Annotated in this window: 8 protein-coding genes and 2 pseudogenes; 8 read left to right on the top strand and 2 right to left on the bottom strand. The window is 68.7% G+C overall.

The features are described from left to right. Window positions 1-6: 6 nt before the first annotated feature. The gene (locus tag D5R93_RS06075) at window positions 7-594 is read right to left on the bottom strand and encodes a hypothetical protein (protein WP_243106986.1); all 588 of its coding nucleotides are present in this window, start codon (window positions 592-594) and stop codon (window positions 7-9) included. A 130-nt stretch (window positions 595-724) separates the two neighbouring features. On the opposite strand from D5R93_RS06075, the gene D5R93_RS06070 reads away from it, so the two are divergent. The 4 genes and pseudogenes from D5R93_RS06070 to sucB form a co-directional block, all read left to right on the top strand. Then, entirely contained in the window at window positions 725-2,458 is a 1,734-nt protein-coding gene (locus D5R93_RS06070; protein ID WP_120204369.1) for a leucyl aminopeptidase, read from the top strand. Between the two features lie 202 nt (window positions 2,459-2,660). Then, window positions 2,661-4,034, top strand: a complete 1,374-nt coding sequence (lpdA, locus tag D5R93_RS06065) for a dihydrolipoyl dehydrogenase (protein ID WP_120204367.1) — start codon at window positions 2,661-2,663, stop codon at window positions 4,032-4,034. 67 nt (window positions 4,035-4,101) lie between these two features. After that, on the top strand, window positions 4,102-4,518 hold the full coding sequence (locus tag D5R93_RS14980; protein WP_162933861.1) for a biotin/lipoyl-containing protein: 417 nt from the start codon (window positions 4,102-4,104) through the stop codon (window positions 4,516-4,518). Window positions 4,519-4,531: 13 nt separating this feature from the next. Then, a pseudogene (gene sucB / locus D5R93_RS06060) lies at window positions 4,532-5,506 on the top strand (2-oxoglutarate dehydrogenase, E2 component, dihydrolipoamide succinyltransferase); the annotation flags it as partial. Between the two features lie 127 nt (window positions 5,507-5,633). Here sucB and D5R93_RS06055 read toward each other — a convergent pair. Further along, window positions 5,634-7,373, bottom strand: coding sequence for a protein kinase domain-containing protein (locus D5R93_RS06055; protein ID WP_243106985.1), 1,740 nt, complete (start codon window positions 7,371-7,373; stop codon window positions 5,634-5,636). Window positions 7,374-7,477: 104 nt separating this feature from the next. Between D5R93_RS06055 and lipB the strand changes: the two genes are divergently transcribed. The 4 genes and pseudogenes from lipB to glnA all read left to right on the top strand — a co-directional run bounded on the left by lipB (window position 7,478) and on the right by glnA (window position 11,691). Continuing rightward, window positions 7,478-8,224 carry a lipoyl(octanoyl) transferase LipB gene (lipB, locus tag D5R93_RS06050; protein WP_120204364.1) on the top strand — a complete coding sequence of 249 codons (747 nt, stop codon included), beginning with the start codon at window positions 7,478-7,480 and terminating at the stop codon, window positions 8,222-8,224. A gap of 109 nt (window positions 8,225-8,333) precedes the next feature. Beyond that, the gene (locus D5R93_RS06045) at window positions 8,334-9,374 is read left to right on the top strand and encodes a lipoyl synthase (RefSeq protein ID WP_119834968.1); all 1,041 of its coding nucleotides are present in this window, start codon (window positions 8,334-8,336) and stop codon (window positions 9,372-9,374) included. A gap of 46 nt (window positions 9,375-9,420) precedes the next feature. Further along, window positions 9,421-10,143, top strand: a complete 723-nt coding sequence (locus tag D5R93_RS06040; RefSeq protein ID WP_119834967.1) for a DUF4191 domain-containing protein — start codon at window positions 9,421-9,423, stop codon at window positions 10,141-10,143. Window positions 10,144-10,267: 124 nt separating this feature from the next. Further along, a pseudogene (gene glnA, locus D5R93_RS06035) lies at window positions 10,268-11,691 on the top strand (type I glutamate--ammonia ligase). Window positions 11,692-11,770 lie beyond the last annotated feature (79 nt).

Below are 11,770 nucleotides of genomic sequence, written 5' to 3'. Positions count from 1 at the left end.
CTAGGGCTAGGCCTGCTGGCCCCCTTCCTCTTGATCTCCTGGAGAGACCCCTGACGAGGGCTCTGCGGCGGGGACACCCCCCGCCTCCCGGTGCGCCTCGTACACTGCACGAGAGCGCTCTGTGAGCGTGTCGGACAGCTCGGTCATCCGTTCCGCGTTGACCACGATACGCCTGGGATCGGACATCCACATCCACACCGCTGCCACGACCGGCAGGAGCAGGGGGAGGTAGCCCAGCGACCTGCCGCCGTCAGACCACACCAACACATCCAGGCCCGTATACGTGGGTGACAGGGACAGCGCCCCGATGAGGATCTCCATGGTCGCCAGCGCGGCCAGGCTCATCCAGCCGACGTTGCGCATCCGGCGCCCGTTGTGCGCGACGGAGACCGACAGCAGCAGGTAGAGCAGGCCACCGAGGGCGTTGAAGGACTCCAGCAGGGGCGCCTCGTCAGGACGGCGCACCAGGGCCAGCAGGGCCGGCCCCAGGATGGCCGCCCCAAAGGCCGCGAAGACCACGACGAGGATCCTCCCCCACCCGTAGGCGGGCCGACGCGTGTCCCTCACTGTGCGCACCCGGGGGCGCTCTTCCATAAATATCCCAGCCTCTCAAGGGTCCTGGAGCAGCAGACGCACCTGTTCCATTCTCCGGCCGACCCTGCAACCAGCCAGCAGCCGCCTGGTCGGGCACTGCCCCGTCGCGGCTGACGCTACCATTCGTCTCGTGACCACAGTCAGCCTCTCCTCCTTCCTTCCCTCCGGCTCCGCGGCCGATGCCGTCGACGTCCTGGTTCTGGCCGCTGCCCCCGGCCGGGAGGCCGCCGAGCTCGTGACGGGCGGGGCGCTGCCACGCATGAGCGACGGCACCGCCGTTATCGACACCGACGCGCTGGAGGCCCTCCTACCTACCCTTGGGTTCTCGGCGGAGCAGGACGCCGTGGTCCGGGTCCCCGCCAGCGCGGTACGCCCTACCGCGCACCACGGGCAAGAGACACTTCTCACCCAGCCGACCACGCCCCCGCAGCAGACCGTGCCCACGGCTGCCTCCACGGTCCTGGTGGTCGGCCTGGGACGGTCCTGGCACCTGCTCAGCACCGAGCCGGATGCTCCTGGCCCCCTGCCCGACGACGCCCCGGCCCTGGGTGAGGACCGGCTCGGTCTCCTGCGGCGGGCGGCCGGACGGGCCACGCGCGCCCTGGGTGGCACCTCCCACGTCGCCATGGCGCTGCCGACGCAGGACCTCGCCCAGCTGCGCAGCGTGTGTGAGGGAGCCCTGCTGGGAGCCTACTCCTGGAGAGCACGCGCGAAGCAGCCTGCGCAAACCGTTCCAGGCAGCGGAGCCGCCACGACCCAGGCGCTCAAGACCCCCTCACCGGACTCACCAGAGGTGTCGGCAGCACCCGTGGACAAGATCCTCCTGCTCTCCCCGCTGGCCCGCGACGACACCACCCAGCAGGCCCACCAGGTCGTGGAGGAGGCGCGCGTCCTGGCGCAGGCCACGTCCCTGGCCAGGGACCTGGTCAACGAGCCTGCCAACTGGCTGTCCCCGTCGGCCCTTGCCCAGCGGGCCGCCCAGATGGGCCAGGATGCCTCACTGGAGGTCACCGTCTGGGACGAGGAAGCCCTGGCTCGGGAGGGTCTCGGCGCCCTGCTCGGGGTGGGCCAGGGCTCCTCGCGCCCCCCACGCCTGGTGCGCCTGCGGTGGGACCCGCCTACGGCGCGCACTCACACGGCGCTGGTAGGAAAGGGGATCACCTTTGACTCCGGCGGCCTGTCCCTCAAGCCGCCCGCCGCCATGCCGGACATGAAGTCCGACATGGCGGGAGCGGCCGCCGTCCTGGCCACCGTGCTGGCCGCCTCCCGTCTGAGCCTGCCGGTGCGGGTCACGGCATGGCTAGCCCTGGCGGAGAACATGCCGGGCCCCGAGGCCCAGCGCCCTGGCGACGTCGTCATCACGGCTGACGGCACCTCCGTGGAAGTCACCAACACCGACGCCGAGGGACGCCTGGTCATGGCCGACGCCCTGGCCCTGGCGGTAGCGGAGGCGCCCGACCGCGTCATTGACGTGGCGACCCTGACCGGAGCCCAGGTCGTGGCCCTGGGTGAGCGCGTGTGTGCCGTCATGGGAACACCGGCTGTACGCGACGAGGTCGTCGCCGCTGCCAGGCGGGCGGGAGAGGCCTTCTGGCCTATGCCACTGCCCGCCTACCTGCGCAGCAGCCTGGAGTCTCCCGTCGCTGACCTGCGCAACGCCAAGGTCGGCAACCGCGCCGCGGGAATGCTCACTGCCGGGCTGTTTCTTCGGGAGTTTGTGGGGTCCACGCCCTGGGCGCACCTGGACGTGGCCGGTCCCGCCTTCAACGGCTCTGCTCCGTGGGGCCTGACTCCCGTCGGCGGAACCGGAGTGGGAGTTGCCACACTGACAGAACTCCTCTGTACCCAGGCACGGAACCCATAGGGACACAGCACGCGGACACCTCTCTACAGTGACGCGTCGCATAGTAATGTGGGGACCTGGTCGGGGACGGCATCCGCGTTTAGAGGGTGCGCCGTGCAGACGGATGGAACAATAACAACGCGGGTGCCGGGCCGCCTCGCAGCGGCACGTACGCCGATACCAGCGACTACCAGCAACCTAGCGAGCTGAGGAGAGTAGACTCGTGACAGACACTGTGTACGACATGGTCATCCTGGGAGCTGGCTCAGGTGGGTACGCAGCCGCCCTGCGCGGTGCCCAGCTGGGGCTTAGTGTGGCCCTGGTAGAGGCCGACAAGGTGGGAGGGACCTGCCTGCACCGCGGCTGCGTGCCCACCAAGGCGCTCCTCCACGCGGCAGAGACGGCTGACGCCGTGCGCGAGGCGGGAGCCGTCGGCGTACGCGCCTCCCTGGAGGGTGTGGACATGGCCGCCGTCCAAAAGTACAAGGACGGCATCGTCTCCCGGATGTACAAGGGGCTTGAGGGCCTGGTGTCCTCCCGCGGGATCGAGGTCGTCCAGGGGTGGGGCAGACTGGTGTCCAGCGACACCGTCGAGGTGGACGGGCGTCGTCTGACCGGGAGGAACGTCGTCCTGGCCTCGGGATCCTTCTCCAAGACCATCGGCCAGGAGGTCTCCGGACCGGTCATGACCTCCGAGGAGGCCCTGGCGCTCGACCACGTTCCGGCCTCAGCCGTCATCCTGGGCGGAGGAGTCATCGGCGTCGAGTTCGCCTCGGCGTGGGCGTCGCTGGGAAGCCAGGTGACCATCATCGAGGGGCTGCCCCACCTGGTTCCCAACGAGGACGAGGCCGTCTCCAGGCAGCTGGAGCGGGCCTTCCGCAAGCGCGGTATCGCTTTCCGGACCTCTACCATGTTCGAGTCGGTGGACCGCCACGAGGGCGGGGTGAGCGTCCGTACCGCGGACGGGGCGACCTTTGATGCCGAGGTCCTCCTCATCGCGGTGGGCCGCGGGCCGGCCACTCAGGGCCTGGGCTATGAGGAGGCCGGGGTGTCCATGGACCGTGGCTTCGTCCTGACTGACGGGTACGGTCGCACTAACGTCGAGGGCGTGTGGGCGGTGGGAGACATCGTCCCGGGAGTCCAACTGGCCCACCGCGGCTTCGCCCAGGGGATCGTGGTCGCGGAGAAGATCGCTGGTCTGGATCCCCGCCCGGTCGAGGACGATCTGGTCCCCAAGGTGACCTTCTGCGAGCCGGAGATCGCCTCAGTCGGCCTGTCAGAGGCCCGGGCCGTGGAGCTCCACGGCAGGGACAACGTCACTACCGCGGAGTTCAACGTTGCGGGCAACGCCAAGAGCCAGATCCTAGGCACCCAGGGCTTTGTCAAGCTAGTCTCCCTCAAGGACGGCCCGGTCCTGGGCTTCCACGCGGTGGGTGCCCGCATGGGCGAGCAGGTCGGCGAGGGGCAGCTGATGGTCTCCTGGGAAGCGGACGCCGACGACGTAGCCGCCCTGGTCCACGCGCACCCCACCCAGAACGAGACGCTCGGGGAGGCCGCCATGGCCCTGGCGGGCAAGCCGCTGCACAACCACGGATGACCCGGGACGACCCTGGTCAGTAGAGCCGTTCCGGTCAGTCAAGGTCAGTCAAGGAAGGAAGACAGGAATGTCCGAGTCCGTCAAGATGCCCGCTCTGGGCGAGTCAGTGACCGAGGGGACGGTCTCGTCCTGGCTCAAGGCCGTAGGAGACACCGTCGAGGTCGACGAGCCGCTGCTGGAGGTGGCCACGGACAAGGTTGACACTGAGGTGCCGTCTCCCGTGTCCGGCACGGTCCTGGAGATCCTCGTCGCTGAGGATGAGACTGCTGAGGTCGGGACGGTCCTGGCCGTCATCGGTGACCCGGCCGAGGCCGGAGGCTCCCCCAGCCCTCTGCTCCTGAGCAGGAGCCCGCCGCACCAGCGCAGGAGCCAGGCGCCTCAGCAGGCTCCCAGGCCCAGGAGGTCCCGCAGGACGAGGCTCCTGCCCCCGGACCCGCAGCCCCGAGAGCTCCAGTGCCTCCCAGCAGGAGGAGGTCGCGTCTGAGGCCACAGCGGCAGCACCGGCCGCCTACGTCACCCCGATCGTGCGCAAGCTGGCTCGGGACGCAGGGGTGGACCTGCTGACCGTTACCGGCACGGGTGTCGGAGGACGTATTCGCAAGCAGGACGTCGAGGCTGCGGCTCAGGCGCAGGAGGAGGCCCGGCAGGCTGCTGCCCGCACCCAGGAGACCGCCGCCACTGCCCCCACCACCGAGGCCGCTCCCGCTGGCGCCCCTGCGACCGGTGCCTCGACCAGGCCGCAGGTCGATACGCTCCTGCGAGGCAGGCGGGAGAAGATGAGTCGTCTGCGCCAGGTCATCTCCGAGCGCATGCTGACCTCCCTGCAGACCTCTGCTCAGCTGACGACGGTGGTGGAGGTGGACGTCACGCGGGTGGCGGCCCTGCGCGCCCAGGCCAAGGACGACTTCCTGGCCCGCAACGGCACCAAGCTGACCTTCCTGCCCTTCTTCGTCCAGGCGGCCACTGAGGCGCTCAAGGCTCACCCCAAGCTCAACGCCTCGATCGAGGGCAAGGAGGTCGTCTACCACGACGTGGAGCATGTCGGCATCGCCGTGGACACGCCGCGCGGCCTGCTGGTCCCCGTAGTCAAGAACGCCGGCGACCTCAACATCGTCGGTCTGGCCAGGCGGATCAACGACCTGGCTGCCCGCACACGGGACAACGCTGTCAACCCTGACGAGCTGTCTGGCTCTACCTTCACGGTGACCAACACCGGCTCGGGCGGAGCTGTGCTCGACACCCCGATCATCAACCAGCCGGAGGTTGCGATCCTGGGCCTGGGGGCGATCCAGAAGCAGCCTCGGGTCATCAAGGACGCGGACGGCAACGAGGTCATCGCCATCCGCTCTGTGTGCTACCTGTCGCTGTCCTACGACCACCGCCTGGTGGACGGTGCCGATGCCTCACGCTACCTCATGACGGTCAAGAGCCGTCTTGAGGAGGGTGACTTCCGCAGCGACCTGGGGCTGTAGTAGACGCCGCAAGAAACCGCTGAGCGGTGCACGCGGGCAGGGCCTGGTGAGCCAGCAGAGCTGGCTCACCAGGCCCTGCTTGTCTCCTCAAGACTCCTCCCCGCCCTGCGCCCCCTGCCTTCTTCTTTCATAGGTCGTAGGAGCGCACCTCCGCCACCCTCCACGGGTGTGGAACCAGGACAAGAACTACCTGGCGAGCGGCCTGGGCCGGGACCGTCCTGTGAGTCCCGGCGCTGACCCGCCCAGACGGGGCCTGAGACTGGGTGACCACCACGGCCCGCGCGCCAGGCCAGCTCGTACCAGCGGGCACCTCTACCTCAGCAATCTGGCTCACGGATGTGGTCATGTCGGTCACGGTCTCTCCCGCGGCCAGCAGATCGCGCATGATCTGCGCATCCGCAGCAGCGGCTGGCGAGCCCGGCACCGTGGTCGCAGCCAGGGCCTCCTCGTCGCCGTCCATAAGCGCCTGGTCACGAGCCGCAGCCAGGGAGACCACCACGCTGACCAGGCTTTCCTCTGTCTCCTGCCGGGCTGGCCCCTGCTGCTCCTCTGGCGCCGCCGGGGTGGCACCTGACCCCTGGGAAGTCTCGCGCGTCGCTTCCTGGGAGACCTGAGCGGGCAAGGATGCAGCAGTCCGGGAGCCCTGGTCCGGTTCTTCTGCTGCAGCCCCCGGTGGCGTGGCCGTCACCGTGTCTGCCCTCAGGGCAGACAGATAGCCTGCCAGAGGCCCGCCCGGCCCTTGAAGAACTTGAAGAACCAGGACTGCTACCACGGCCGCCGCCACGGCAGCTGCGCCCAGGAGGCAGGAGGTCCGCGCCACCGCTGGGACTTCCCCGCCCCGTCGGCAGGCGCGGTGGCGGCCGCCTCCCCGGGAAGACCCCTCACCACGGCGGGACCGGGGACCACAACGTCGTGCACGACCCGCACGTCCTGAGACGGGCAGCGAGTACCACCGGGAAGGTCCCTGTCGCGACCGGGGTCCTACGACTCGCGTGGGTGCGTCAGCGGCCGCACGCAACGAACCGGCCGCCAGGCGGGCGCCGTCGGGCAGGTCAACTCCCCGGGGCTGCCCCAGCTGGGCTGAGCGGGCGGCGAGGTCGCGCGCACTGGGACGGTCCTCGGGAGCACTGCTGAGCGCGTCCGCCAGGAGCCGGTCCACGCGGCGTGCCCGACGGCCGTCACCAGCGGCACCACCAGCACCGGCACACTGCCGCAGCAGGGCAGCCAGGGCATAGACATCGGCAGCCGGTGTGGCGGGGCCGCCAGAGCGCCGTTCAGGCGGAGCGCAGTCTCCTGTTCCCGCCTCCATGACTGAGCCAAAAAGGTCGATGAGAACCGGACGCCCCTCCTGCGTGACTACCACATTACCTGCGGAGACATCCCCGTGGACGCAGCCGTGCTCGTGCAGGTGGGCCAGGGCCGATCCGAGCTCGTCAAGCAGCAGCGCGAGCTGGGAAGCCGACAGCCTACCCCGGGCGGCCAAGACGACATCAAGGCTCACACCGTCCACCAGGTCCACGGCGACACCGACGTGGTGGGACGGGAGGGCGACGACATGGCGTACCGCCACCAGCGCCCTGTGCCGCAGGCTGCGCAGCCCGGCCAGCCTGCGCAGTGCCGCTGCGCCACCAACGCCTTCTGGCAGCGGCAGGACCCGGAGGACCACGTCCCTCCCCTGCGGGTCCACACAGCGCCGTGGAGACGTGGCCCCAGCTCGTCGACCCAGCGCCGAGCCGACACTAAAACCTGCTGCCGCCAGGACCTGGAGAGCCTGGTCCGCCGGAGCCTCCCCACGAGGAGCACCCACGCCCCCGCCACCCGTCCAGCCAGCCGCCAGACGGCTTTCTAGGTACCTGTCCCGTGCCATACCCGGCATCCTCCATGCCCGGCACCGCCGACGTCCACGCCGCCCTGGCCACCTGTGGACTACGGTCTCTCACGTACGACCGCTGGGTGGCATAGGCTGGAGGCGTGCAGCGCTGGGATGTCGACCTAGGGAGCAGACTCGTGCCCTTCGAGGAGGGCTGGCAGCTGCAGCGAGCCGTGCACGCAGAGGTTGTGGCCGGCACGCGTCCCAGCACCCTGCTACTGATGGAGCACGAGGCTGTCTACACCGTGGGCAGGCGTGCCCACTCCTGGGAACGACCTCAGGGCAGCCGTGTCGGGCCCGCCCAGGTGCCCGTGGTCGAGGTAGACCGTGGGGGGAAGACAACCTGGCACGGGCCTGGCCAGCTGACGGTCTACCCGATCCTGCGCCTGGCCGTCCCGGTCGACGTCATCTGGTACGTCCGCGCCCTGGAGGAGGCGGTCATGCAGGTGTGCACTAGCCTGGGGATGACCACCCGCCAGGTCGAGGGTCGCACTGGGGTCTGGGTGCCGGGCGACCCTCAGGCATCGGCGGCGGTACGGCGTGAGGACCGTAAAATCTGCGCCCTGGGGGTACGCGTGGCCCGGGGAGTGACGATGCACGGTATCGGCCTCAATGTGAGCCCGGACCTGGAGGCGTTCTCCCTGGAGCGGATCCTGCCCTGCGGGATCACGGACGCCGGGGTGACCTCGGTAAGCGCTGAGACCGGTCGCCAGCTGCGGGCAGCCGACCTCGCCGACGCGGTGTCCCACGCCCTCACCTCCCGCCTCAGTCCCCTGGTGGCAGACCCCACGTCCTGCCCCGCCCCTGACGTAGGCACAAGGTCCTACCTCTCGGCTGCCGAGGCATAGAATAGACGGTGTTGTGCACCGCTGCTACAGGCCGGACACGGACCGGCAGGTAGGCACAGACGAGCACAGACGAGGCAGATGCTGAGGAGACACGGAAGGAGAACTTGCTGTGGCCAGCCCAGCCAGCCCGGACGCCGTCGCCCCGGAGGGTCGTCGGCTGCTGCGCGTCGAGGCGCGCAACGCCAGGACCCCGATCGAGTCCAAGCCTGAGTGGCTCAGAACCAGGGCCGTGGTCTCGCAGACCTACCAGGACGTCCAGGGCCTGGTACAGGAGAAGAACCTGCACACGGTCTGTGCCGAGGCCAACTGCCCCAATATCTATGAGTGCTGGAACGACCGCGAGGCCACCTTCCTCGTGGGGGGCCAGGTATGCACCCGACGCTGCGACTTCTGCGACATCGCCACAGGACGTCCCACCAGATATGACGAGGACGAGCCGCGCCGGGTAGCCGCCTCGGTCCAGGAGATGGGGCTGCGCTACGCCACAGTCACCGGCGTGGCCCGGGACGACCGGCCCGACGGCGGGGCCTGGCTGTACGCGGAGACAGCCCGCCAGATCCACTCGACGTGCCCCGGCACCGGTGTCGAGCTGCTGGTGCCGGACTTCCGGGGGAACCCACAGGCGCTGGCCGAGGTGTTCTCCTCCCGGCCGGAGGTGCTGGGCCACAACTTGGAGACGGTACCCCGGATCTTCAAGCGCATCCGTCCCGCATTCTCCTACCAGGGCAGCCTGGACGTCATCACGGCGGCCTCCGAGGCCGGGCTGGTGACCAAGTCCAACCTGATTCTGGGCATGGGAGAGACCCGTGAGGAGACTGAGGCGGCCATGCAGGCGCTGGTCGAGGCCCGCTGTGACATCCTCACGATCACCCAGTACATGCGCCCCTCCATGCTTCACCACCCGATCGACCGCTGGGTCAAGCCGCAGGAGTTCGTCGAGCTCAGTAAGCTGGCGGAGCAGATGGGCTTCGCTGCCGTCATGAGCGGACCGATGGTGCGCTCCTCCTACCGGGCCGGCATGCTGTGGGGCCGGGCTATGGTCAGCCGCGGGTGGCGGATCCCCCCCGCCCTGGCTGACCTGGCCGAGCCCGTGACAGCCCGCCAGGAGGCCTCACGGGTCGTGGCCCGCCAGCTTGCCACCGCTTCCTAGCCCTCCGCGTTCAGCACAGATCTGCGCCGTCGTCTATGGTGTGGACGTGAGCAGCGACCAGACCTCCCGGCCACGGCGGCTTCACCGAGTGAGGCGCGCCCTGCAGAACATCAGGGACTCCTACACGATCTCCCGGCGCACCTACCCCTGGGTGGGATGGGCGATGCTGGGCTCTGCCGTCGCCCTTGTCGGCCTTGCCGTGTGGGTCTCGGTGCTCAGCAGCCAGCCGCTGTGGTACTGGCTTCCCCTGGCGGTCCTCCTGGCCCTGACCGTCTGCATGGTCATCCTCTCCCTGACTGTGCGTCGCGCCTCCTACACTCAGCTGGAGGGGACGCCGGGAGCGGCCAAGGCTGTCCTGGACCAGGCTGGCCGGGGCTGGTACGTCGAGTCGCAGCCGGTCGCCGTCTCACCGAGGACCATGGACCTGGTCTGGCGCATGGTGGGTCGCCCGGGCGTGGTCCTCGTCGCCGAGGGCGCCGTCTCCCATACCCGACGTATGCTGGAGGAGGAGGAGCGCAAGGTGCGCCGTGTCCTGTCAACTGTGCCGGTACACGTCATCCACGTGGGTACCGGCACCGGTCAGGTTCGTCTCACGGAGCTGAGCCGGACCCTGCGCCAGCTGCCCACCAAGCCCACCCGGCTGACTGACAACGAGATCTCCCAGGTCTCCAAGCGCCTGGAGTCCCTGGCCAGCAAAGGGATGTCCATGCCCAGGGGCGTTGACCCCAGCAAGGCCCGTATCGACCGCCGGGCACTGCGCGGACGCTGAAGCACCCAGGCAGGAAACACCGAGGCAACACTGCTGGCACGCCCGCGACACGGTGGCCACCTAACGTCTGCCCGGTCACTCGACCTGTGCCACAGGCTCGTGAGAGCCCCAGCCCGGAGGAAGAATGTTCAAGGACGCATCACAGGCCCTGGCCTTCATCGACAAGGAGGACGTGGCTCTTGTCGACGTCCGCTTCTGCGACCTTCCGGGCGTGATGCAGCACTTCACCATCCCCGTCTCCGCCTTCAAGGAGGAAGCCCTGACCACGGGCCTCATGTTTGACGGGTCCTCCATCCGGGGGTTCCAGGCGATCCACGAGTCGGACATGAAGCTTGTCCCAGACGTCACAACCGCCTTCCTCGACCCCTTCCGCACAGAAAAGACCCTGGTCATCAACTTCTCCATCGTCGACCCCTTCACCGACGAGGTCTACTCCCGCGACCCGAGGTCCATTGCCGCCAAGGCGGAGGACTACCTGCGCTCGACCGGAATCGCCGACACCTGCTACATCGGTGCCGAGGCTGAGTTCTACCTGTTCGACTCCATCGAGTACGAGTCCACACCCGCCCAGTCGCGCTACTCCATCGACTCAGCAGAGGCCGCCTGGAACTCCGGCCGCCGGGAAGAGGGCGGTAACCAGGGCTACAAGACCCGGTTCAAGAGCGGGTACTTCCCCGTCTCGCCCAACGACCAGATGGCCGACCTGCGCGACGCCATGGTGCGCACGTGCATTGGGGCAGGGCTGGATATCGAGCGCGCCCACCACGAGGTCGGGACCGCCGGCCAGCAGGAGATCAACTACCGGTTCAGCTCGCTGCTGGCCGCGGGCGACGACATGATGAAGTTCAAGTACATCATCAAGAACGTCGCGTGGCAGGCGGGGCGGACCGCTACCTTTATGCCCAAGCCGATCTTCGGGGACAACGGCTCGGGAATGCACACCCACCACTCGCTGTGGAAGGACGGCCGTCCCCTGTTCTACGACGAGCGCGGATACGGCCAGCTCTCGGACCTGGCCCGCTGGTACATTGGGGCATCCTGGCTCATGCCCCCTCTCTGCTGGCCTTCACCAACCCCTCCGTTAACTCCTTCCACCGCCTGGTCCCGGGCTTCGAGGCCCCGGTGAACCTGGTGTACTCGGCACGCAACCGTTCTGCGTGCATCCGTATCCCGGTCACCGGTTCCTCCCCCAGGGCCAAGCGTGTGGAGTACCGGGTCCCCGACCCCTCCTCCAACCCTTACCTCTGCTTCGCTGCCGTACTCATGGCCGGGATTGACGGCATTCGCAGCCGGACCGAGCCGCAGGCCCCCGTCGACAAGGACCTCTATGAGCTGGCACCTGAGGACTACCACGACATCGCCAAGCTCCCCGTGTCCCTCGACCTGGCCCTGGAGGCCCTGGAGCAGGACCATGACTACCTCACCGAGGGCGACGTCTTCACCCCCGACCTGATCGAGACGTGGATCGACTACAAGCGGGCCTACGAGATCGAGCCGCTGCGCCTGCGTCCCCACCCCTACGAGTTCGAGCTCTACTACGACCTGTGAGCGCGAGCACCACCGGCTCGACGGGACTCGAGGCGCATGCTTATGCTACGTAGTGGATACTGTTTCTGGTCACCCTGAC

The sequence above is a fragment of the Actinomyces lilanjuaniae genome, assembly GCF_003606385.1.
GTDB lineage: Bacteria > Actinomycetota > Actinomycetes > Actinomycetales > Actinomycetaceae > Actinomyces > Actinomyces lilanjuaniae.
This window is presented reverse-complemented; position numbering and strand designations above follow the sequence as displayed.